Here is a 23,266-nt window from a genome sequence, read left to right on the forward strand (position 1 = left end):
GCGAGGCGGGACGGCCGCTGGTGGTGATCGATGCGGGTCATGGCGGCGTCGATCCCGGCGCGATCAACCGCGCCAACGGCCTGCGCGAGAAGGACGTGACGCTGAAGATCGCCAAGGCGATCCGCGACGAACTGCTCGACAGCGGCCGGGTGCGGGTGGCGCTGACCCGGGACGACGATCATTATCTGGTGCTGCGCGAACGCTATGGCATCGCCCGCCGGCTGCGCGCCGACCTGTTCATCTCGATCCATTGCGACAGCGTCGGCGTGGGCGATGCCACCGGCGCCTCGGTCTATACCCTGTCCGAGGTGGCGTCCGACAAGGAAGCGGCGCGGCTGGCGGCGCGCGAGAACAAGGCGGACGTGATCGCCGGCGTCAATCTGGGCGAGGCGGGCGAGGACGTGTCCTCGATCCTGATCGACCTGACCCAGCGGGAGACGATGAACGCCTCCGCCAATTTCGCCCGGCTGTTGGGTCGCGAGGCCAAGCCGCTGGTGCCGATGAAACCCAATTTCCACCGCATGGCCAGCCTGATGGTGCTGAAGGCGCCGGACATGCCGTCGATCCTGTTCGAGACGGGCTATATCTCCAACCCCGTCGACGCCGCCTTTCTCGACAGTAGCGAGGGGCGGCAGCGCATCGCCGAGGGGGTGCGCCGCGCGGTGGAGGTGCATTTCGCGCGGCGGATGGTCACGCGCTGATCCCTATCACCGGCGGACGGCTGGCGTTCAGGTGGAAAGCGCGATTATGCTGTCCGCTTGAGCGGATGGGGATTGGGATATGGACGGCAATCGGCGCGCGCTTCTGACGGGCGCGGGCGCGCTGGGACTGACGGCGGTGCTGCCGCGTGGTCTGGCGCGGGCGCAGGGGACGGCGGCGGCGGCACCGGGCGATGCGGAGGCGGAGACGCTGCTCGCCGGCCTGGCGGAGGAACTGCTGGCCGACTGGCCCGAGGCGGCGCTGAGCCTGGGGCTGGACCGCGACGCGCGCGCGCCGCTCCGCGCGAAGCTGGCGGATCGCAGCGCGGCGGCGGACGCGGCGCGACGCGACCGCTGCACCGCGCATCTGGCGCAGCTTCGCCGGATCGACCGCCGCCGGCTGTCGCCCTCGGTCGCGATCGATGTCGACACCACCGACACCGCCTATGCGCTGGCGCAGGAGGGCTGGCGGACGATGCCGGTCGGCGAGGTGGCGGTGCTCGACCCCTCCGCCAGTTTCCGCAGCACGCCCTATATCGTCTCGCAGCTTGGCGGCGCCTATGCCGATGTGCCCGACCTGCTGGAGACCAAGCATGACGTGGCCAGCGCAGCAGATGCGGAGGCCTATTGCGACCGGCTGACCGCCTATGCCCGTGCGGTGGACGGCGAGACCGGCCGCATCCGCGCCGATGCCGCGCGCGGCGCGATCCCGCCCGTCTTGGTCATCGACCTGACCGCCGGACAGTTGAAGGGCATCCGCGCGACGCCGGCCGCCCAATGGGGGATCGTCACCAGCTTCGCCGCCAAATGCGCCAAGGCCGGCCTGCCGCCGCGCCATGCCGAACGCGCCGCGCGGCTCTGCGCCGAGATGGTGGCGCCGGCGCTCGACCGGCAGATCGCCGCCTTCGCCGCGCTCCGCCCCCAGGCGAGTCCGGAGCCCGGCCTGTGGCAACGGCCGCATGGCGAGGATTATTACCGCTGGCTGGTCCGCGCCGGCACCACCACCACCGAGACGCCGGAGGCGATCCATGCCCTCGGCCTGGAGCAGAACCGCGCGATCAATGCCGAGATCGACACGCTCCTCAAGGCGCAGGGCCTGTCCAAGGGCACGGTCGGCGAGCGGCTGACCGCGCTCAGCCACCGGCCCGACCTGCTGTTCAGCAATGACGATGCCGGGCGCGCCAAGCTGCTCGCCTATCTGAACGGCCGCATCGCCGATGTGCGCACGCGCCTGCCCCGCGCGTTCGGCACGCTAGTGAAGGGCAATCTGGTGATCCGCCGCGTGCCGCCCGCGATCCAGGACGGCGCGCCCAACGGCTATGCCGGCCCGGGCTCGATGGACGGGTCGCAGCCCGGCATCTATTACATCAACCTGAAATCGACCGCGACCTGGCCGCGCTATTCGCTGCCGACGCTCTGCTATCATGAGGGGATACCCGGCCATGTCTGGCAGGGCGAATATAGCTATCGCCTGCCGCTGATCCGCTCGCTGCTCGCCTTCAACGCCTATTCGGAAGGCTGGGCGCTTTATGCCGAGCAGCTGGCCAGCGAGCTGGGCGTCTATGACGACGATCCGCTGGGCAGGATCGGCTATCTCCAGTCGATGAACTTCCGCGCGTGCCGGCTGGTGGTTGATACCGGCCTCCATGCCAAGCGCTGGAGCTTCGACCGGGCGGTGTCCTGGTTCCAGGGCGCGACGGGGATGCCGGTCGGCCAGCTCACCGCCGAGGTGCAGCGCTATTGCGCGATGCCGGGCCAGGCCTGCGGCTACAAGATGGGGCATAACGAGATCAACCGGCTGCGCGCCAAGGCGCAAGCCGCGCTGGGGCCGCGCTACGACCTCAAGGCGTTCGACGATGTCGTGGTCGGCACCGGCAATGTGCCGCTGACCCTGCTGGAGCGGGTGGTCGATCGCTACATCGCGTCGGCGCGCGCCTGATCAGTAGAAGCGCCGGAGCACCAGCTTGCGGGGGCGGCCGCTACACGGCGTCAGCATCACGACCGTGCCCGGCGCCCCCGCCGACCAGCGGGCGAGCGGGCTGCTGGTGTAGTCGGGCCCGATCGGCTGGCCGTCGACCGCGCAGATCGTGTCGCCGATCGCCCAGCCGCTCGTCTCCGCCGGGCCGCCGCGCATGACGTGCAGCACCTTCAGCCGGTCGCGCTCCAGCCCGAGCAGCAGGCCGCTGGTCGAGCGCAGCACCGGCGGCATGTCGGGCCGGGGATTGAGCACCATCCGGCCCGCGCGCGGGTCGAGCAGCACGCGGTAGCGCGACAGGAAGCCGGTGCCGATCCGCCCGGCGACGCCGATCGTCTCCGAAAAGCCGCCCGCCGGCTCGATCCGCATCTCGACATCCTGCGCGTTCAGCTCGCCCAGCCGGACCGAGGGGACGATCGCCAGCCCCGTCACCACCGGTCCTGCCAGGCCGAAGGCGATGGCGGTGGTGCGGGGCAGCTTGGCCAGGCCGGCGCTGCGCCACTCGCCCTCGGTGATGGTCATCGACGATCCGTCGCCGGTATCGACGATCATCGGTGAGAAGCGCTTCGTCCCCAGCGTGATCGCGCTTTCATAGACGTTGCGCGCGGGCGAGATCGACAGCGGCGCGATCTTGCCGGGAAAGGGCATCCGCCCCGACCGGATCAGGCGGAAGCGGTTGGCGGCATAGTCGATGTCGAGCGCCTGCCCCGCCAGCAGGTCGCGCCCGACCAGCAGATCGACCGATTCGGCGCTGCCGGTGGCGAGCGCGGGCAGGGTGGCGACCGCCAGCCCGCCGCCGCGCCGGGTCAGGCCGCCGAGCGTCAGCGACCGGGTCGGCATCCAGCCGATCGGCACCGCGCCGCCGATCGCGCTCGCCTGACCGCCCGGTGCGATCGTCGTGCCGCGCGTGACGGGCGACGTCCGCGACAGCAGCGAGAAGGACACGCCAGTGTCGAGGATCGCGGTCACCGGCCGGCCGTTCACCGTCATGCGGAAGCGGATCTGGTTGCCGGGCGTCAGCGTGAAGTCGACCCAGCGGGCCTGCGCATCCGCCGCCAGCCGCACTACGCCGGGATCGCGCGAGGCGACGGGGACCGGGGCATCGGCGAGCAGCAGCAGCGCGGCAAGGGCTAGGATACGCATGGACGGCCGCTCCTATCGCAGCCGGCGGGCGGCGTCGTGGCGAAAATCATGGGATGGGGGGCGTTCGGCGAGCCTTTCCCTCCTTGCTGTACCCCGGCGAAGGCCGGGGCCCAGTTGGGGGACGATCATGACGACGGGCAGCGCTCCGTTACTTCAGCCTTCCCAACTGGGCCCCGGCCTTCGCCGGGGTACAGGAAGGGGAGCCGGCAATAGGAAACAGTCCCGGCTCCGTCCTACAGGCACGCCTCCAAAAACGCCTGGTCGAACCCGAACTGCCGCGCCTTGTCGAGCGTATAGGGACGCAGGCCCATCGAGCGATATTCGCCGATGATCTTCCCCTCGGCCGATTCGTCCAGATATTCGAACTTGAACAGTTCCTGCGTGACGATCACCGGCCCTTCCATGCCGATCACCTCGGTGACGTTGGTGACGCGGCGCGAACCGTCGCGCAGGCGCTTCACCTGGATGATCAGGTCGACCGAATCGGCGATCTGGCGGCTGATCGCCTCCTTGGGCACCTTGATGTCCGACATCATCACCATGTTCTCCATCCGCGCCAGCGCCTCGCGCGGGGAGTTGGAGTGGAGCGTGCACATCGAGCCGTCATGGCCGGTGTTCATCGCCGCCAGCATGTCGAAACATTCCGAGCCGCGGATTTCGCCCAGGATGATCCGGTCGGGCCGCATACGCAGCGCGTTCTTCACCAGGTCGCGGATCGAGATCTCGCCCTGGCCCTCCAGATTGGCGGGGCGCGTCTCCAGCGGCAGCCAGTGCGGCTGTTGCAGGCGAAGCTCGGCGGCGTCTTCGATGGTCAGCACGCGCTCGCCCGGGTCGATCATCTTCGACAGGGCGTTGAGCATCGTCGTCTTGCCCGAACCGGTGCCGCCGGAGATGACGATGTTGAACCGGCTGGCCCCCGCGATCTTCAGCGCGGTCGCCATCTTGGGGCTCATGCTGCCGAAGCCGGCCATCATGTCGAGCGTGATCGGCTTGGCGGAGAATTTGCGGATCGAGATGGCGGTGCCGCGCAACGACAGCGGCGGCACGATGACGTTGACGCGGCTGCCGTCCTTCAGGCGCGCGTCGGCGAGCGGCGTGGTCTGGTCGACGCGGCGGCCGACCGAATTGACGATGCGCTGCGCGATCTGGAACAGATGCTCCTCGTCGCGGAACTGGATCGGCGCGATCTCCAGCCGGCCCTTGCGCTCGACATAGGTCTGCTCGGGGCCGTTGACCATGATGTCGGAGATGTTGGGATCGGCGAGCAGCTCCTCCAGCGGCCCCAGGCCCAGCAGCTCGTCGACCAGCACCTTTTCAAGCGCGAACTGCTCGCGTCGGTTGAGCGTCAGCTTCAGCTCGGCCAGCACCTCGCCGATGATCGGGCGGAATTCCTCCGCCAGCTCGTCCTTGCCCAGGGTCGCGGCGGCCTCGGGGTCGACGCGCTCCAGCAGGCGCGGCAGCACCTGTTCCTTGATCTTGTGGACCGAGGCCTCGAACCCCTCGACCCGGCTGGTGCCGGCATCGCCCGACGCGGCCTGGCGGTCAGCGAGTCGTTGCAGCGCGTCCGCCTGTGCGGCGGGGACGGTGGCGGTGCCCTCGGCCTCGCCACCGGCAGGGGGCAGCGAATCGAGCGGCGGGAATTGCGCGCCGCCCTCGCCCGTGCCGGCCGGATCGCGGACGGGCGCGCCGCCCTGCATGGGCCGCGCCACGCCAAAGGCCGGGCGTGCCGGCTGGCCGATCCCGTTACGACGCCCGAACGCGCTCATGCAGCCTGGTCCCTCATGCTTCCGAACGACTTAGGCGCAAGAATTTACCATTCTCCTAACCACGCCGCCCGACGACACGGCTCAACCGGCATCGCGTTCGCGTGCGAGCAGCGCCGCCTTGCGCGCCGTGCCATAGGCATAGCCGCCCACGCCGCCGTCGCTGCGCACCACCCGGTGGCAGGGGATGGCGATGGCGATGCCGTTCGCGCCGCAGGCCGATCCCGCCGCCCGCGTCGCCCCCGGCGCGCCGGCCAGCGCGGCGAGTTCGGCATAGCTGCACGTCTCGCCCGGCGGGATGGTGCGCAGCGCCTGCCAGATCGCCTCCTGAAAGGCGGTGCCGCGCAAATCGAGCGGCAGGTCCGCGTCGCAGCCCGGCGTCTCCACCAGCGCGACGACACGTGCGGCGAGATCGGCGAGGGCAGGGCCGCCGGGCAGCAGCTCGGCATGGGGGAAGCGGGCGCCGAGGGCCGCCCCGTCCTCGTCGAAGGCGACGCGGCACAGCCCGCGCGCCGTGGCGGCGATCAGCAACGGGCCGAGACTGGTCGCGGCCAGCGTCCAGTGGATGGTGACGCCGCGCCCGCCCTTGGCCCAGGCGCTGGGCGCCATGCCCAGGCGCGTCGCCGCGTCGTAGAAGCGGCTGGGGGCGGCATAGCCGGCGGCATAGAGCGCGTCCGTCACCGTCGCGCCCCGGGTCAGGGCGGCGCCCGCGCGCTCCAGCCGTTTCGCGCGGGCATAGGCGGCGGGCGTCAGCCCGGTCGCGCGCTTGAACAGCCGGTGGAAATGATGCGGCGCATAGCCGACCGCCTGGGCCAGCGCCTCCAGCCGGGGCGGGGCCTCCGCCGCGTCGATCCGCGCGATCGCCTCCGCCACCGCCGCCCGGTCGCGGGCGACCGCGTCGGGTCGGCAGCGCAGGCAGGCGCGGAAACCGGCGGCGCGTGCCGCGGCGCCATCGGCATGGAAGCTGACCTGTTCGCGCCGGGGATGGCGCGCCGGGCAGCTCGGCTTGCAATAGATGCCGGTCGATCGCACCCCGACGACGAAGCGGCCATCGGCGGAACGGTCGCGCGCCTCGAAGGCGGCCCAGGCGGCATCGGGATCGATCATGGTCATGCCGCCATCCTGCCCGCCAGCCGCGCGCGGCGCATCCCGAAGCTTGCGGTCAAAGCGGCGCCATATGCTTCACATCCTCGGCCCCCGCGGCGAGCGCCGCGACCCGTTCCAGGCCCCGGCTGATCGCATCGCCCGCCCGGGGCGCGAAGACGCGGGCGCGGGTGTAGAGCGCCGTCGCCTCCGCATAGCGGCCGGCCGCCTCCGCGCAGAGCGCCTGGTTGAACAACGTGGGCCCGTGATCGGGTGCCGCCGCGCCGATCGCCGCGAAGCGGGCGCAGGCTCCCTGTTCGTCCGGCCTGGTCTGGTGGACAGCGCTGCGGAATTGCTCGGCCAGGTCGGGCGGCAGGCCGTCGCGCTCCTCGCGGATGCGCACCTTGTAGTGTTCGCGGTGCGGCGCGAGGTCGAGCCGGACCTGGTCGGCGATCGATTCGACCATCGACTGGACCGCCAGGTCCGCGCCCAGGCCGCCCGCCTCGTCCTCGCACCAGCTGCTGGTGTCGCTGCGCGTCGGCATCCACGCGTATAGGATGCGCTCGTCGCGCTGCCGGGTCAGGCGCAGGTCCGCATGGAGCGTCACCGTGCGCTGGATGCAGGGCACCGTGTAGCGCACGCGGCGCACGCATTTGTCGTCCTTCTTCTCGACGCAGCGCTCGCGACTTTCGGTATAGCCCGCCTGGTCGACCGAGGACGCGGCGCGGCCCGACACCAGGCCGTCGGGGCGCAGCGACGGGGCGACGAGCTGGGCATGGGGCACGCCGTCCCGGCCGAGCGTCGCCAGCCGCCGCTCGATCGCCACGCCCAGCGCGTCGCCGGCCGGCCCGTCGAACAGGTCGACGCCGATCGTCGGTAACAGGCTCGCCTCGCGCGATCCGGCCGCGAAAATGCCCTCGACATGGATCACCTCGGCGGCGGCGGGGGCGGCGCAGACCATCGCGACGACCGCCACCAGCACCCATTCGCGCATCCAGCCGTCCCTCCTGTCGAACGGAGCATCGGTACGTCGCCGATCCTGAACCGGACATGCCTGAACATCCGGTAAAGGAAAGTGACAGGATGGACAGGTTCGCTTGCATCCTCTGCACCCTCATGCTAGCCGCCCGAAAGCCCAGCGACAGGCGCGGTTCCGCGCCCCGTTCCCTATGGGCTACCCGTTTTGAAATGCTGAGGGACATAACGCTCCGTGGAGACATCCGGCGGTATTCAGGCCAGCTTAAGTGGGCGCTACGCGCTCGCCCTGTTCGAGTTGGCGCGCGACGCCCGCAGCATCGACGCGGTGGAGGCGAGCCTCGCCACGGTGCGTGACGCCCTGCGGGATTCGGACGATCTGCGCTCGCTGATCGGCAGCCCGGTGGTGGCGCGCGGCGCCGCGACCAAGGCGGTGCTGGCCGTCGCCGATCATCTCGGGCTGGACCCGGCGACGCGCAGCTTCCTGGGCGTGCTCGCCGAGAACCGCCGCCTGGGCGCGCTGCCGGCGATCATCCGCGCCTATCGCACCCTGGCGTCGCGCCATCGCGGCGAACTGACCGCCGAGGTGACGAGCGCGCATCCGCTGACCGAGGATCAGGTCGGCGAATTGAAGCAGCAGCTCCGCCAGCGCGTCGGTCGCGAGGTGACGGTCGACCTGTCGGTCGATCCGGCGCTGCTCGGCGGGCTGGTCGTCCGCATCGGTTCCCAGATGATCGATTCGTCGATCCGCACCCGTTTGAACGCGCTCGCGCACGCAATGAAAGGCTGACAGCGAACGCTGTTGGGAAAAGGCTGAAGTGATGGACATCCGCGCCGCAGAAATCTCCAAGGTCATCAAGGACCAGATCGCCAATTTCGGCACCGAGGCCCAGGTTTCGGAAACCGGCCAGGTGCTGTCGGTCGGCGACGGCATCGCGCGCATCTATGGCCTCGACAACGTCCAGGCGGGCGAGATGGTCGAGTTCGCCAATGGCGTGCAGGGCATGGCGCTGAACCTCGAGGCCGACAATGTCGGCGTCGTGATCTTCGGGTCGGACTCGGAGATCCGCGAGGGCGATACCGTCAAGCGCACCGGCACCATCGTCGACGTGCCGGTCGGCAAGGGCCTGCTCGGCCGCGTGGTCGATGGCCTCGGCAACCCGATCGACGGCAAGGGTCCGATCGCCAGCGACCAGCGCAGCCGCGTCGAGGTCAAGGCCCCCGGCATCATCCCGCGCCAGGGCGTGTCGGAGCCGATGCAGACCGGCCTGAAGGCGATCGACGCGCTGGTGCCCGTCGGCCGTGGCCAGCGCGAGCTGATCATCGGCGACCGTCAGACCGGCAAGTCGGCCGTCGCGATCGACACCTTCATCAACCAGAAGACGGTCAACGCCGGCACCGACGAGTCGAAGAAGCTCTACTGCGTCTATGTCGCGGTCGGCCAGAAGCGCTCGACCGTCGCGCAGCTCGTCCGCACGCTGGAGGAGAATGGCGCGATGGAATATTCCATCGTCGTCGCCGCCACCGCCTCGGACCCCGCGCCGCTCCAGTTCCTCGCGCCCTATACCGGCACCGCGATGGGCGAGTATTTCCGTGACAACGGGATGCACGCGCTGATCGTGTTCGACGATCTGTCGAAGCAGGCGGTCGCCTATCGCCAGATGTCGCTGCTGCTGCGCCGTCCGCCGGGCCGCGAAGCCTATCCGGGCGACGTCTTCTATCTCCACTCGCGCCTGCTGGAGCGCGCCGCGAAGATGTCGGATGCGAATGGCGGCGGCTCGCTGACCGCGCTGCCGATCATCGAGACGCAGGCGGGCGACGTGTCGGCCTATATCCCGACCAACGTGATCTCGATCACCGACGGCCAGATCTTCCTGGAGACGGACCTGTTCTTCGCGGGCATCCGCCCGGCGATCAACGTCGGCCTGTCGGTCAGCCGCGTCGGCTCGGCCGCGCAGACCAAGGCGATGAAGAAGGTGTCCGGCTCGATCAAGCTGGAGCTGGCCCAGTATCGCGAGATGGCGGCGTTCGCGCAGTTCGGCTCGGACCTCGACGCCTCGACCCAGCGCCTGCTGAACCGCGGCGCGCGGCTGACCGAGCTGCTCAAGCAGGCGCAGTTCAACCCGATGCCCTTCGAGGAGCAGACGGCGTCGATCTTCGCGGGCACCAACGGCTATCTCGACACGATCGCGGTGCAGGACGTGGTGCGCTACGAGAGCGCGATGCTCGCCGATCTGCGCGCGAACCATTCGGGCGTGCTCGCCAAGATCCGCGACACGCGCGACCTGGGCGACGAGGCCAAGGCGGGGCTGAAGGCCGCGCTGGACAAGTTCGCGAAGACCTTCGCCTGAGGACGGGCCTTGCCCCGGCCGATGGTCGGGGCAGGGCGATAACGGGGAGACCCCGGTTCCGGCCGGGGTGACGATAGGAAGAAGATGGCGTCACTCAAGGCCCTCAAGATCCGCATCGGCTCGGTGAAGTCGACGCAGAAGATCACCAAGGCGATGAAGATGGTCGCCGCCGCCAAGCTGCGCCGGGCGCAGGACGCGGCGCAGAACGGCCGTCCCTATGCCGAGCGGCTGGAGCGGGTGATGGCCAGCCTGGCGACCCGCGCCGGCGGCCCCGGCGCGTCGCCGCTGCTGGCGGGCACCGGCAAGGACCAGGTCCACCTGCTGGTCGTCGCGACCTCCGAGCGCGGCCTGGCGGGCGCGTTCAACTCGAACATCGTCCGCGCCGCGCGCCGCAAGGCCGAGGATCTGTCGGCGCAGGGCAAGACCGTGCGCTTCTACATCGCCGGCAAGAAGGGGCGCGTGCTGAAGCGCTTCTTCCCCGATGCCATCCTGGCGGACCGCGACATGTCGGCGATGAAGGTCGCCGGCTTCGACGATGCCAAGGCGATCGCCGACGACCTGATCGCGCGCTTCACCGCGGGCGAGTTCGACGTGGCGCATCTGTTCTTCTCCAAGTTCCAGTCGGCGCTGGCGCAGGTGCCGACCGGCATCCAGATCATCCCGGTGCCGCTGGCCGAGCAGGTCGTGCTCAAGGATGCGGCTCCGGCCGCCGCCGCCGTCACCGAATATGAGCCCGACGAGGAATCGATCCTCGCCGAACTGCTGCCGCGCAACATCGCGGTGCAGATCTTCCGCGCGCTGCTGGAAAATGCGGCGTCGGAGCAGGGCAGCCGCATGACCGCGATGGACAATGCCACGCGCAATGCCGGCGACATGATCAAGCGGCTGAGCATCCAGTACAACCGCGCGCGTCAGGCCGCGATCACGACCGAGCTGGTCGAGATCATCTCGGGCGCGGAAGCGCTCTAAAAGTTTCGAAGCAGGAAGAATCGCAATGGCAACCGCCGCTGAAGACATCCGCCCGACCCAGTCGACGGGCAACACCAACACGGTCGGCCGGATCGCGCAGGTCATCGGCGCGGTCGTCGACGTGCATTTCGACCAGCAGCTGCCGGCGATCCTGTCGGCGCTGGAGACCGACAATAATGGCACCCGCCTGGTGCTGGAGGTCGCGCAGCATCTGGGCGAGAACACGGTCCGCACGATCGCGATGGACTCGACCGAGGGCCTGACCCGCGGCCAGACCGTCCGCGACACCGGCGCGCAGATCTCCGTGCCGGTCGGCCCGGCGACGCTCGGCCGCATCCTCAACGTCATCGGCGAGCCGATCGACGAGCGTGGTCCGGTCGCCACCGACCTGCGCGCGCCGATCCACGCCGCCGCGCCGCTGTTCGTCGACCAGTCGACCGAGAGCGCGATCCTGGTCACCGGCATCAAGGTCATCGACCTGCTCGCCCCCTATGCCAAGGGCGGCAAGATCGGCCTGTTCGGCGGCGCCGGCGTCGGCAAGACCGTGCTGATCCAGGAGCTGATCAACAACATCGCCAAGGGCCATGGCGGCACCTCGGTGTTCGCCGGCGTGGGTGAGCGCACCCGCGAGGGCAACGACCTGTATCACGAGTTCCTCGACGCGGGCGTCATCGCCAAGGATGCCGAGGGCAATGCCATCAGCGAGGGGTCGAAGGTCGCGCTGGTCTATGGCCAGATGAACGAGCCGCCGGGCGCCCGTGCGCGCGTCGCGCTGTCGGGTCTGACGATCGCCGAATATTTCCGCGACCAGGAGGGCCAGGACGTGCTCTTCTTCGTCGACAACATCTTCCGCTTCACCCAGGCGGGCGCGGAAGTGTCGGCGCTGCTCGGCCGCATCCCCTCGGCCGTGGGCTATCAGCCGACCCTGTCGACCGACATGGGCGCGCTGCAGGAGCGGATCACCTCGACCAACAAGGGCTCGATCACCTCGGTCCAGGCCGTGTACGTGCCCGCCGACGACTTGACCGATCCGGCCCCGGCGACCTCGTTCGCCCATTTGGACGCGACGACGGTGCTCAACCGCGCCATCTCGGAGCTGGGCATCTATCCGGCGGTCGACCCGCTCGACTCCACCAGCCGCGTGCTGGAGCCGCGCATCGTCGGGCAGGAGCATTACGAGACGGCGCGCGCCGTCCAGTCGCTGCTCCAGCGCTACAAGTCGCTGCAGGACATCATCGCGATCCTGGGCATGGACGAGCTGTCCGAAGAGGATAAGCTGACCGTGACCCGCGCGCGCAAGATCCAGCGCTTCCTGTCGCAGCCCTTCCACGTCGCCGAGGTCTTCACCGGCATCTCGGGCAAGTTCGTGCAGATCGAGGACACGATCCGCAGCTTCAAGGGCGTGGTGAACGGCGATTACGACCACCTGCCCGAAGCGGCCTTCTACATGGTCGGCGGCATCGACGAAGCGGTCGCCAAGGCCGAGAAGATGGCCAAGGAGGCGTAATGGCGCTCCACTTCGAGCTGGTCACTCCCGAGCGGCTGGTCCGCTCGGAGTCGGTCCACATGGTCACCGTTCCCGGCACCGAGGGTGACTTCGCGGTGCTGGAGGGCCATGCCCCCTTCATGTCGACGATCCGCGACGGCATCCTCTCGGTCTATACCAGCGCCAATGGCCAGCCCGAGACGATCGCGATCCGCGGCGGCTTCGCCGAGGTCAATGCGCAAGGCTTAACCGTCCTCGCCGAGCATATCAGCTGATCTTCCCGGCGGCGGGGCGGTGATCCGCTCCGCCGCCGTTTCGCTTTTGCTGGACCGACGCGCGGCCACCGGGCAAGGAGGCGGCGGAAATCGGCCCTTTTCAGCCGATTGCGTTCGACGAACGGGAGATCGGCTTGGCCTTGTCGCTCAAGATCACGCGCAAGCTGGCGCATCTGCTGCCCCGGCGCGATCCACATTATCGCAGCACGCCCGCGCCGCAGGGCCGGCCGAAGGTGCTGGTGGTCGGCGTCTATGTCGGCAACAAGCCCAGCCTGATCGACCATATCGTCGAACAGCTCGCCACCGCCACGCAGGTCGATCTGGTCCAGCGCTGGGCCGCGATCGGCGGTGCGTCGCCCAGTCCGGCGGTGGATGCGGTCACCGTCGAGCGGATCCAGGGCTATGAGCCGAAATGGCTGCTGCTCGAACGACTGGTGCGCGATGCGCCCGACCAGGGCTTCGACTATGTGCTGTTCTGCGACGACGATATCTGGATGGGCCGGGGGTTCCTGGATGCGCTGATCGGCCTGCAACAGGCGCATGGCTTTGCGATCGCGCAGCCGGCGCGAACCTGGCGCAGCTATACCGACTGGCCGATCGTGCGTCGCCGCCTGGGGCTGACCGCGCGGCAGACCGGCTTCATCGAGAGCGGGCCGGTGGTCAGCATGAGCCATGCATTCTTCGACCTGGCGACGCCGTTCAGCACCGACAGCCCGATGGGCTGGGGATATGATCTGGTCTGGCCGAAGACGGCGGAGAAGGCCGGCCTGACGATGGGAATCATCGACGCGGTGCCCGTCGACCACAGCTTCCGCCCGCGCAGTCAGCTCTATAGCTATGACAAGGAGATCGCACGGATGGCCGACTATCTGTCGACCCGCGATCATATCCGCGAGCATGTGACCTACCGGAAGATCCGGTAGCAACGGGGCGGGATTCGCATTTCTGACGGCTGAGTCCGGCCTCCGCAGGGGTTTCTTAAAGATCGAGCAGACAGAGCCGTGCTCCTGCGAAAGCAGGAGCCCAGAGCCAGGCAAGGGGCACTTGCAACCCTGGGCTCCTGCGTCCGCAGAAGCACGTTAGCGATTTCTGCAACTGTCTTGCCTCCGCCGGGGCGGAGCGTGACGGACGGGTAAGGTCGTCTTTCCGACCGTCTCACCAAAGCGGCGGCGTCGATATGGCCGGCCGGTCGATCGGCGTCAGACGGTCAACCGTTCCGCATCGCCATCCGCCGCCAACAGGTGCAGCACACCGGGGCAGGGACGTGCCACCGCCGTCACGCCGAGCGCGATCAGCTTCGTATCCTCCACCCCGCCAGCCTCCCGCAGCGCCACGCGCAGGCGGCCGCCATGGACGCTGGCCCGCTCGACATTGGCTTCGCCGCCCAGCGCGCTCAGCAGCGGTGCAGGAAGCCGTACCGGCTTGGCGGTCGCATCCGCCACGGCGGCGACCGGCGCGGCCGTCACGCCGCCCTGGGCCAGCGCGTCGCGGATCTCGACCGCCACGACATCGGCGATCGGCCCCAGCACCACTTGCAGCGCGGTGGCGGAGGGGCGGATCAGCCCGCGCGCGCCGAGCGCCTTGAGCGCCGCCTCGTCGACCGCCGCCTGGTCCTTGACGACCAGCCGCAACCGGGTGGTGCAGGCCCCGACCGTGGTCAGGTTCGCGCCGCCGCCCAGCGCCCGGGCGAAGGCCGCGCCCCGCTCCGCCACCGGCGTCGCTGCCCCGGTCGCGGGGACGGCGTCGTCGCGGCCCGGCGTCTTCAGGTCGAATCGGCGGATGAAGACGCGGAACACCGTGTAATAGACCGCCGCATAGACCAGCCCGACCGGGATCAGCAGCAGCGGCCGCGTCGCCTTGCCGAAGTTCAGCACATAGTCGAGCAGGCCGGCGGAGAAGCCGAAGCCCAGCTTCACGCCCAGAAGCGACATCAGCGTCATCGACAGGCCGGTCAGCACCGCATGGATGGCGTAGAGGACGGGGGCGAGGAACATGAAGCTGAATTCGATCGGCTCGGTCACGCCGGTCAGTGCCGAGGTCAGCGCCAGGCTGAACAACAGGCCGCCGACCGCCTTGCGCCGGTCGGGCAGCGCCTCGTGATACATGGCGAGGCAGGCGGCGGGCAGGCCGAACATCATCACCGGGAAGAATCCGGCCATGAACGCGCCGGCATTGGGATCGCCCGCGAAGAAGCGGCGCAGGTCGCCGGTCGCGCCGTGATAGTCGCCGACCACGAACCAGGCGATGTTGTTGAGCAGATGGTGCAGCCCGGTGACGAGCAGCAACCGGTTGAGCAGGCCGAACACGAACAGCCCCGCGCCGCCCGCCCCGATGATCGCATAGCTGAGCTGGTCGATGCCCGCGTTGATGCTGGCGAAGCCGAGACCCGCAATGGCGGCCAGCACCAGCCCGGCCAGCCCAGCGACGATCGGCACGAATCGCCGTCCGCCGAAAAAGGCGAGATATTCGGGTAGCTTGATCGCCGAGAAGCGGTTGTAGAACAGGCCGCCGACCAGACCGGACAATATGCCGAGCGGCACGTCGAGCCGCGCCATCGCCTTCGCCTTCCACGCCGCCTTGGCGAGGTCGAGGCTGGCGGGGGCCAGGCCGGCGCCGATATCGCCGGGCACCGTCATCAGCGTCTTGCCCGCCTCGGTCGCGATCAAGAAGCAGGTGACGCCGGCCAGGCAGGCCGCGCCATTGCCGTCGCGCGCGAAGCCGGTGGCGACGCCGATCGCGAAGAGCAGGCCCAGATGGGTGAAGATCGCATCGCCCGCCGCCGAGACGAAGCCGATGTCGAGCAGGTCGGGCTGGCCGAGCCGCAGCAACAGGCCCGCGATCGGCAGCACCGCGATCGGCAGCATCAGCGCGCGGCCGAGCGGCTGGAGCGCTCCGAGGATCGACTTCATGCGGCAAACTCCCGGGCGAGGCGGCGGACTTGGGCGGCGCTGGAACAAGCGAGCGCGGCCTGGGCATGGGCGCGGGCGGCGGGCAGGGTCAGCCCGGCGACCAGCGCCTTGATATCGGGGACGACCGCCGGGGCGGCGGAGAGTTCGGTGACGCCCAGGCCGATCAGGATCGGCACCGCCAGCGGGTCGGAGGCCAGGCCGCCGCACACGCCGGTCCAGCGGCCATGCGCCGCGCCGCCCCGGCACGTCTCGCCGATCAGGCGCAGCACCGCCGGGTGCAGGCCGTCGAGCGCGCTGGCGACGCTGGCATTGCCGCGATCCATGGCGAGCGCATATTGGGTCAGGTCGTTGGTGCCGATCGACAGGAAGTCCGCCTCGCGCGCCAGCAGATCGGCGGTGATCGCCGCCGCCGGCGTCTCGACCATCACGCCGAGCGGCACGCGGTCGGTGCGCCCCAGTTCGGTGCAGAGCCGGTCGAGCACGGTGCGGACCTGGCGCAGTTCGTCCAGGCTGGCGATCATCGGCACCATGATCTTGCACTGTTCGACCGGGCGCACCGACAGGATCGCGCGGAGCTGGTCTTCCAGGATTTCGGGCCGGGCGAGGCCGACGCGGATGCCGCGCAGGCCGAGCGCCGGATTCTCCTCGGCGGGAATGGGGAGGTAGGGGGCGGGCTTGTCGCCGCCGATATCGAGCAGGCGGATGATGAGCGGGCGGCCCGCCAGCGTATCGGCGATCGCCTGGTAATCGGCGGTCTGCTCGGCCACGTCGGGCGCGGTCTCGCGCTCCAGGAATAGGAATTCGGTCCGCAACAGGCCCGAACCCTCCGCGCCGTTCGCCATCGCCAGCGTGGCGTCGGCGACCGAGCCGAGATTGGCGAAGACCTCGATCCGCTGCCCGTCCTGGGTGTGGCAGGGGGCGTGGCCGCGCGCCAGCGCCTCGGCGCGGCGGGCGGCGGTGGCGGCGATCCTGGCCTCGGCCGCCGCGATCTTCTCGTGCGGCGGGTCGAGATGGAGCAGAGCCTCGCTCGCGTCGAGGATCACCCGTGTACCCTCCGCCACGTCGCGCAGGGCCGGACCGATCGCGACCAGCGCGGGCAGGCCCAGCGTCGCCGCCAGGATCGCGACATGCGAGGTCGGGCCGCCACGCTCCACCGCGATGCCGGCGATGGTCGCGGTGTCGAGGCCGAGCAGCTGCGAGGGGAGCAGATCGTCAGCGAGCAGGATCGTGCCGGGCGCGAACACCGGGGCGGTGGTTTCCAGCCCCATCAGCCGGGCGATCAGCTGCCGCTCCAGGTCGCGCATGTCGTCGGCGCGTTCGGCCAGCCGCGCATCGCCGGTTGCGCGCAATGCCTCGCCCTGGGGCCGGATCGCGGCGCGCCAGGCGGCGGCGGCGCTGGCCCCGCGCGCGATGCCGTGGCGGGTCGCCTCCAGCAGCGCCGGATCGTCGAGCATCGCGGCATGGGCCTCGACGATCGCACGCTCGGCCCCGTGCGCGATTCGCGCGCGGGTGGTGAGGGCGGTCGCCAGATCATGGCGGGCGGCGTCGAATGCCGCTTCCTCGGCGGCGATGCCGCACCCCTCGGCCGGGACGTCGCAGTCCGTCGCGCGCAGCCATCCGACGGGTCCGACCGCCAGCCCCGGCGCGGCGGTGACGCCGGCCAGCGCGCCCTCGACCGCCACGGGGGCGGCGGGCGGCGGGGCGGGAGCGGGGGCAGGGGCGGCGGCGTCCGCGCCTTCGCCCATGCCGCTCAGGATCAGCGCGGCGACCGCGTCGACCGCGGCCTCGGCCTGTGCGCCGGTGGCGGCGACGGTGACGGTCGAGCCATGGGTGATCCCGAGCGTCAGCACGCCGATCGGGCTGCGCACGCTGCTCGACCGGCCGTCCTTCTCCAGCAGCACCTCGGCGTCGAAGCTCCTGGCGCATTCGGCGATTCGCGCGGCGGGGCGGGCATGGATGCCATGCGCCAGCGGCACGACGATGTCGCGCGCCCGACGCTCGCCCTCGCTCGCGGCGGTCGTCACCTCCCCGTCCCGTGCCACCAGCGTCATCAGCGGCGCGCCGACCGCGACCAATCCCTCGGCCCGGTGTTCGATCGCGAAGCGGTCGCCATTGGTGACCAGGATCGGGGTGATGACCGCGCGGGCCTCCTGCACCAGCAGGTCGAGGTCGAAGCGGATCAGCGCGTCACCCGTCGCCACCCGGTCGCCGACACGTACGACGGGCGTGAAGCCGCGCCCGTCCAGCGCCACCGTGTCCAGCCCGATATGGATCAGCAGTTCCGCCCCGGCGTCGCTGCGCAGCGTGATGGCATGGCCGGTCGGCTGCACCCCGATCACCTCCGCGGCGCAGGGCGCGTGCAGCGTGTCGCCGGTCGGGTCGATGGCGATCCCGTCGCCCAGCATCCGCTCCGCGAACACCGCGTCCGCGACCTTGTCCAATGCACAAGCCCAGCCCTGCATCGGCACGGTCAGCACGGTGTTCGCCATGGCGGTTCCTTCATGGGGCGGGCCGGGGAAGGGGAGCGGCCCGGTAGAGGTCAGGTCAGGTCGGGTCGGTGTCGCCGCCGATCGTGGTGGCGACCGGCCGCAAGTCGGCGGACAGCTGCACCCAGTCGGCGCGCTGACCCACGGCCAGGCGGCCGCGCTCGTGCGACAGGCCCAGAAAGGCGGCCGGGCTGGTCGCCGCCATCGCCATCGCGGCCTCGGGCGCCAGGCCCAGCCGCTCGACGGCATTGCGCACCGCACCGGTCATGTCGAGGTCGGAGCCGGCCAGCGTCCCGTCGACGCCGACGCAGCGGCCATCCGCGACCCGGATCGCCTGGCCCTGGAGCACGAAGTCCTTATCGACCGCGCCGACACAGGGCATCGCGTCGGTCACCAGCATGAACCGGTCGTGCGGCCGCGCGCGCAGCGCCACGCGCAGCGCCGCGTCGTCGACATGGAAGCCGTCGACGATGATCCCGCACCAGGCCGTCTGGTCGTCCAGCGCCGCGCCGACCACGCCGGGCTTGCGATGGACCAGCGGCGACATGGCGTTGAACAGATGCGTCACGCCGGTCGCGCCCGCCGCGAAGGCGGCGGTGGCGGTGGCGTAATCCGCCTCGGTATGGCCCAGGCAGACGCGCACGCCCGCCGCCGCCAGCGCGCGGATGCTGTCCATCGGCACCTGTTCGGGCGCCAGCGTCACCATCACCACGCCGCGACGGGGGCGGGTCAGCAGTTCGAGCAGGTCGTCGTCCAGCAGGCGGAAGCGTCCGGCATCATGGATGCCCTTGCGCGCGGTGTTGATCACCGGCCCCTCGACATGGATGCCGACCACGCCGGGCACGCCGGCCTCGATCGCGGCATCGATCGCGTCGAGCGCCACCGCGATCACATCGGCGGTGTCGCTGATCAGCGTCGGCATCATCGCGGTGGTGCCATAGGGGCGATGCGCGGCGGCGATCGCCGCGATCCCCTCGACGGTCGGCGTGTCGTTGAGCAGTACGCCGCCGCCGCCATTGACCTGCGTGTCGATGAAGCCGGGCGACAGCCAGCCGCCGTCCAGGTCGATCGCATCGGCGTCGGCGGTCGGTTCCATCGCGACGATGACGCCGCCCTCGACCGTGATCGTCGCCTGCGTCCATACGCCGTCCGCCGTGGCGATATGGCCGTTGGTGAAGCCGTGGCGGGTCATAGCGTCTGGGTCACCTTCTTGAGGTGGAGCGGAGTGTCCGGGTTCAGGCCGCGCTCGGCCGACAGGCGGTTGGCCATGCGGTAGAAGCTCTGGATCATCAGGATCGGCTCGATCGCCGGATGCGCGGTCAGCGCCGGTACATGGCCGCCGCCGTCGAGCACCGCATCGGCCAGGCAGACCGTCGCGCCGCGCCCGGCGAACTCGGCCGCCGCCGCGCGCACATCGTCGCCCGCGACATCGGAGGTGGCGAGCGCGATCAGCGGGAAATCCTTGCCGACGATCGCCATCGGGCCGTGCCGCACCTCGGCCGAGCTGAACGCCTCGGCATGGAGCGCACAGGTCTCCTTGAGCTTCAGCGCCGCTTCCTGCGCGATGCCCAGACCCAGGCCGCGACCGATCACGAACAGGTTGTTCGCGCCCTTCAGTGCCTTGACCACCGGCGTCCAGTCGAGCGCCCAGGCGCGCGCCAGATCGTCCGGCAGCGTCTCGATCGCCTGGGCCAGCTTGGCATCCTGGGTCCAGGCGGCGGCGATCGCGGCGAGGCCGGCGAGCGCGGCGATATAGGATTTGGTCGCCGCCACCGACGTCTCCGGCCCCGCCATCAGCGGCACCAGCGTGTCGGCCAGCCCGGCGAGCGGCGAGCCGGCATCGTTGACCAGGGCGACGACATGCGCGCCCGCCGCGCGCTGCGCGGTGACGGTGGCGAGCAGGTCGGGGCTGCGGCCGCTCTGCGAGATGGCGATGCAGAGCGTCGCGCGGGCGGTGGCCGGGGCCTTGTAGACCGAAGCGACCGAGGGGGCGGCGGAGGCGACCGGTACGCCGGTCATCGTCTCGATCAGATATTTGCCATAGGTGGCGGCATGGTCGGACGAGCCGCGCGCACAGGTGACGACCACCGCCGGCGGCGACTGGCGCAACCGCTCGCCCAGCTCGGCGATGACGCGGGCATTGGCGGAGAGCAGCCGGCGAACCGCCTCGCCCGCCTCGGCCGCCTCGCGGTGCATCAGGGTGGCTTCGACGGCGGGTGCCGCCTGAAGGTCGTTGTCGGTCACGCTGCCCATGTCCTCTTCCCCCGCTGACGCGAGCCGGCCCCGCGGCTCTCTGATGGCGTCTTTATTAGGTAATAAATTGGTATTATTCAAGCGAGGCATTGGCACGAAGGTCACGGACCAGTCCGGCGACCGTCTCGACATCGGTGCCGCCGATCTGCGGACCGATGAAGCCGAACCGGCGTTCCGGCGAATCATCAGGAACGGCAAGGGTTTGTCGGCACGAGGCATGGACTTCGCCGATGCCGGTGGCGAGCAGCGCGGGCAGCGTCGCGCGATTGACGCCGCTGCCCGCCAGGATCGTGATCCGGCCATCGGCCCGTCGGTGCAGCCGTTCCAGCATCGCTGCGCCATCGACCGCGCGGGGCGCGCCGCCCGAGGTCAGCACCCGGTCGAATCCGAGCAGGATCGCATCCTCCAGCGCCGCCGACAGGTCGGGGCACAGGTCGAAGGCGCGGTGGAGCGTCAGCGACAGCGGCGCGCCACGCTCCGCGCCCAGCACGCGCGCCTGGCCCACCCATTGCGCAAGCAATCCGACGTCCAGCCGCCGCTGCCGGTCGCTCGCGCCGATCACCACGCCGGCCAGACCCGCCTCGGCGGCAGTTCGGATATCCTCCGCGACCAGCATCGCCTCCACCCGCGAATAGACGAAATCGCCCTCGCGCGGGCGGGCGAGCAGATGGACGGGCAGGGGGGAGGCGGCCGCGACTCGGATCAGCGAGACGGGCGGGGTCAGCCCGCCCACCGCCAGCGCGGCGCAGAGTTCGATCCGGTCCGCGCCGCCCGCCGCCGCGGCGGCGATGCCGCCGACATCCTCGACGCAGACCTCCAGCCTGCGCGGCATCACGCCCGGAACAGCGACGGCGCGGGCAGCACCCGGGTCCGTCCCGCCGTGTCGGTGACCGCATAGGTGAAGCCCGGCAACAGGCAGAAGGCGCCCACCCGCCCCCGGGGATCGAGCGCGAGGAAGCCGACCTGCACGCCCTTGATCGCGTCGCCGCGCAGCGCCGCGATATGCTTCACCACCTCTTCGCACGCCGCCTGGGGCGACAGGCCGGCGCGCATCGACGCGACGACGCGGGCGCTGCCCGACACGCGCGTCACCTCCTCGCCCAGCCCGGTCGAGGTCGCGCCGCCGACGCCCGCCTCGACATAGAGCCCCGCGCCGACCTGGGGCGAATCGCCGACCCGGCCCCGCATCTTGAACGCCATGCCCGATGTGGTGCACGCCCCCGCCAGATGCCCGGCCGGGTCACGCGCGAGCAGGCCGATCGTGTCATGGTCGGGCGCGCCGCCGCGCGGCAGTCGTGTCGATCCGGCATTCTCGCTATTGGCGACCGGCTGGTACTTGGCGGTCTTCAGCCAGTCGCGCCACGCCTTCTCGGCAGCGGGGGTGAGCAGGTCGACCTTGGGGAAGCCCTGGTCGCGCGCGAAGCGGGTCGCGCCCTCGCCGACGATCAGCGTATGCGGCGTCTTCTCCATCACCCGCCGGGCGACGGAGATGGCGTGGACGGTATCCTCCAGCGCCGCGACCGCGCCGACATCGCCCCGGTCGTCCATGATGACCGCGTCCAGCGTGACATGGCCGTCGCGGTCGGGATAGCCGCCATAGCCGACCGAGTGGTTCTCCGGGTCCGCCTCCGGCACCATCGCGCCCGCCTCGACCGCGTCGAGCAGCGATCCGCCCGCCTTCATCCGGGCGAAGGCGGCCTCATTGGCGGCCGCGCCGAAATCCCAGGTCGACACGATCAGGGCCGGGGCTGCCGCCGTCGCCTGCGCCCTGGCCGCCGTGGCGAAGGGCATTGCGCCGCCGATCGCGCCCAGCGCCGCCATCACATCCCGTCTGCTCGTCATTGCCGGTCCTTCCGCCCCCTCGGTTCCGGCCATCATGCCATGGCAAAGGTCATGTGCAAGTCATGGTTCGGTATTGCGCCATTATGGACCTTGGAGCCGGTCGGATGGCGGCGTGGCCGCGCGCATGACGCCCTGGATCGCTTCGCTCCGCTCGCAAGGACGATGCCGGTCGAGGTCATGTCATTGAGCTCAAAGGCGTTGCTTTGCTTGGCCCTGGGCTCCTGCGTTCGCAGGAGAACAGGCTTTTCCGGCCTGTGTGTCCGATTTTTGCGAAGGTCGTGGCCTTGGCCGGGGTGATGGAGGGGGCGTGGCAATCCCCTCAGGGAAGCGCGATCACCGCGTGAGCCGTTCGCCGGCAATTCCCTGATTCGGCCGGCCGGTCCTGATGCGCTGCCCCCTGAACGGCAAAAAGGGGACGCGCCGGTCCATCGGCGCATCCCCCTTTCCGGCATCGCGACGACGCGGGCGATGGCCGCCCGCGCCGGTCGGACGTCACGCCTTGACGTGCGCCGAGATGTACTTGTTCATTTCGAACATGGTCACCTTGTCCTTGCCGAACACCTTCTTCAGGTTGTCGTCGGCCAGGATCTCGCGCTTGTTCTCGGGATTCTGCAGGTTGTGGGCCTTGATATACTCCCACACCTTGCTGATCACCTCGCTGCGGGGCAGCTTGTCGTTGCCGACGACGGCGCCGAGTTCCGGCGAAGGCTGAACCGGCGCGTGGATGCCGGTGCCGGCCTTGGTCTGCTTGGTGGCGGCCTTTGCGGCGCCGGCTTCCTGCTTGGCAGTGGCCATGTCTGTCCTTCCTGTGAATCGTCATGCCCCCGGCTACGAGGGACTCACGCCTTCTTGAGCGCTGACGCCTTGTGCGCCGCCTTTCCGCCGTTGTCACTCTCTACGAGATATTGCGGATCGTCCTTTGACGCGCGGACCTTATGGCCCTTGATGCTGGTGTCGCTGGTCAGCGTCTTCTCGACCTCGCCATGCGCGGTGCCGCCATGCGAATTCCAGCTCACCTTGTCGCCCTTCTTCAGATCGGCCATCGCATCCTCCTTAAC

19 protein-coding genes and 1 pseudogene are annotated in these 23,266 nt (G+C 70.1%); 8 read left to right on the top strand and 12 right to left on the bottom strand.

All coding sequences use genetic code 11. The features are described 5' to 3' along the window. Positions 1 to 8 precede the first annotated feature (8 nt). Positions 9 to 701, top strand: a pseudogene (locus tag QE452_RS00595) (N-acetylmuramoyl-L-alanine amidase); the annotation flags it as partial. A 79-nt stretch (positions 702 to 780) separates the two neighbouring features. Continuing rightward, a complete protein-coding gene (locus tag QE452_RS00600) occupies positions 781 to 2,637 on the top strand; it encodes a DUF885 family protein (protein WP_309658234.1) in 1,857 nt (618 codons plus the stop codon). Here the strand turns inward: QE452_RS00600 and QE452_RS00605 are convergent, their stop codons facing one another. From QE452_RS00605 to QE452_RS00620, 4 genes are all read right to left on the bottom strand, one after another. Beyond that, the gene (locus tag QE452_RS00605) at positions 2,638 to 3,816 is read right to left on the bottom strand and encodes an aspartyl protease family protein (protein ID WP_309658235.1); all 1,179 of its coding nucleotides are present in this window, start codon (positions 3,814 to 3,816) and stop codon (positions 2,638 to 2,640) included. It abuts the gene before it with no gap. Positions 3,817 to 4,049: 233 nt separating this feature from the next. Further along, positions 4,050 to 5,582: a CpaF family protein gene (locus QE452_RS00610; RefSeq protein WP_309658236.1), complete on the bottom strand. Its 1,533-nt coding sequence runs from the start codon at positions 5,580 to 5,582 to the stop codon at positions 4,050 to 4,052. An 81-nt stretch (positions 5,583 to 5,663) separates the two neighbouring features. Next, a complete protein-coding gene (gene ada / locus QE452_RS00615; protein ID WP_309658237.1) occupies positions 5,664 to 6,692 on the bottom strand; it encodes a bifunctional DNA-binding transcriptional regulator/O6-methylguanine-DNA methyltransferase Ada in 1,029 nt (342 codons plus the stop codon). 49 nt (positions 6,693 to 6,741) lie between these two features. After that, positions 6,742 to 7,656 carry a hypothetical protein gene (locus QE452_RS00620; protein ID WP_309658238.1) on the bottom strand — a complete coding sequence of 305 codons (915 nt, stop codon included), beginning with the start codon at positions 7,654 to 7,656 and terminating at the stop codon, positions 6,742 to 6,744. A gap of 216 nt (positions 7,657 to 7,872) precedes the next feature. On the opposite strand from QE452_RS00620, the gene QE452_RS00625 reads away from it, so the two are divergent. From QE452_RS00625 to QE452_RS00650, 6 genes are all read left to right on the top strand, one after another. Continuing rightward, positions 7,873 to 8,427 carry a F0F1 ATP synthase subunit delta gene (locus QE452_RS00625; RefSeq protein ID WP_309658239.1) on the top strand — a complete coding sequence of 185 codons (555 nt, stop codon included), beginning with the start codon at positions 7,873 to 7,875 and terminating at the stop codon, positions 8,425 to 8,427. 31 nt (positions 8,428 to 8,458) lie between these two features. Next, complete coding sequence (gene atpA, locus QE452_RS00630; protein ID WP_309658240.1) at positions 8,459 to 9,988, top strand: F0F1 ATP synthase subunit alpha; 1,530 nt, start codon at positions 8,459 to 8,461, stop codon at positions 9,986 to 9,988. Positions 9,989 to 10,072: 84 nt separating this feature from the next. After that, positions 10,073 to 10,957 carry a F0F1 ATP synthase subunit gamma gene (locus tag QE452_RS00635; RefSeq protein WP_125995589.1) on the top strand — a complete coding sequence of 295 codons (885 nt, stop codon included), beginning with the start codon at positions 10,073 to 10,075 and terminating at the stop codon, positions 10,955 to 10,957. A gap of 25 nt (positions 10,958 to 10,982) precedes the next feature. Further along, on the top strand, positions 10,983 to 12,464 hold the full coding sequence (gene atpD / locus QE452_RS00640) for a F0F1 ATP synthase subunit beta (RefSeq protein ID WP_125995590.1): 1,482 nt from the start codon (positions 10,983 to 10,985) through the stop codon (positions 12,462 to 12,464). After that, complete coding sequence (locus tag QE452_RS00645; protein WP_309658241.1) at positions 12,464 to 12,718, top strand: ATP synthase F1 subunit epsilon; 255 nt, start codon at positions 12,464 to 12,466, stop codon at positions 12,716 to 12,718. Before atpD ends, QE452_RS00645 begins: the two co-directional genes overlap by 1 nt. 134 nt (positions 12,719 to 12,852) lie before the next feature. Then, positions 12,853 to 13,641: a hypothetical protein gene (locus QE452_RS00650; protein ID WP_309658242.1), complete on the top strand. Its 789-nt coding sequence runs from the start codon at positions 12,853 to 12,855 to the stop codon at positions 13,639 to 13,641. Between the two features lie 276 nt (positions 13,642 to 13,917). On the opposite strand, the gene nagE is transcribed toward QE452_RS00650, so the two are convergent. From nagE to QE452_RS00690, 8 genes are all read right to left on the bottom strand, one after another. Next, positions 13,918 to 15,627 (bottom strand): N-acetylglucosamine-specific PTS transporter subunit IIBC, encoded by a 1,710-nt coding sequence (nagE, locus tag QE452_RS00655; protein ID WP_309658243.1) that lies wholly within the window; start codon positions 15,625 to 15,627, stop codon positions 13,918 to 13,920. Then, on the bottom strand, positions 15,624 to 18,116 hold the full coding sequence (gene ptsP, locus QE452_RS00660) for a phosphoenolpyruvate--protein phosphotransferase (protein ID WP_309658244.1): 2,493 nt from the start codon (positions 18,114 to 18,116) through the stop codon (positions 15,624 to 15,626). Before ptsP ends, nagE begins: the two co-directional genes overlap by 4 nt. 55 nt (positions 18,117 to 18,171) lie before the next feature. Further along, positions 18,172 to 19,305 (bottom strand): N-acetylglucosamine-6-phosphate deacetylase, encoded by a 1,134-nt coding sequence (gene nagA / locus QE452_RS00665; RefSeq protein WP_309658245.1) that lies wholly within the window; start codon positions 19,303 to 19,305, stop codon positions 18,172 to 18,174. Beyond that, positions 19,302 to 20,309, bottom strand: a complete 1,008-nt coding sequence (locus tag QE452_RS00670; RefSeq protein WP_309658611.1) for an SIS domain-containing protein — start codon at positions 20,307 to 20,309, stop codon at positions 19,302 to 19,304. Before QE452_RS00670 ends, nagA begins: the two co-directional genes overlap by 4 nt. 130 nt (positions 20,310 to 20,439) lie before the next feature. After that, positions 20,440 to 21,198, bottom strand: coding sequence for a copper homeostasis protein CutC (locus tag QE452_RS00675; RefSeq protein WP_309658246.1), 759 nt, complete (start codon positions 21,196 to 21,198; stop codon positions 20,440 to 20,442). After that, positions 21,198 to 22,208: a N(4)-(beta-N-acetylglucosaminyl)-L-asparaginase gene (locus QE452_RS00680; protein WP_309658247.1), complete on the bottom strand. Its 1,011-nt coding sequence runs from the start codon at positions 22,206 to 22,208 to the stop codon at positions 21,198 to 21,200. The genes QE452_RS00675 and QE452_RS00680 overlap by 1 nt, the downstream gene beginning before the upstream one ends. A 492-nt stretch (positions 22,209 to 22,700) precedes the next feature. Then, positions 22,701 to 23,003 carry an SWIB/MDM2 domain-containing protein gene (locus QE452_RS00685; protein ID WP_309658248.1) on the bottom strand — a complete coding sequence of 101 codons (303 nt, stop codon included), beginning with the start codon at positions 23,001 to 23,003 and terminating at the stop codon, positions 22,701 to 22,703. A 44-nt stretch (positions 23,004 to 23,047) separates the two neighbouring features. After that, complete coding sequence (locus QE452_RS00690) at positions 23,048 to 23,251, bottom strand: DUF2945 domain-containing protein (protein WP_125996370.1); 204 nt, start codon at positions 23,249 to 23,251, stop codon at positions 23,048 to 23,050. Between the last annotated feature and the right edge of the window lie 15 nt (positions 23,252 to 23,266).

Source organism: Sphingomonas sp. SORGH_AS_0438 (assembly GCF_031453475.1).
Taxonomy (GTDB): domain Bacteria; phylum Pseudomonadota; class Alphaproteobacteria; order Sphingomonadales; family Sphingomonadaceae; genus Sphingomonas.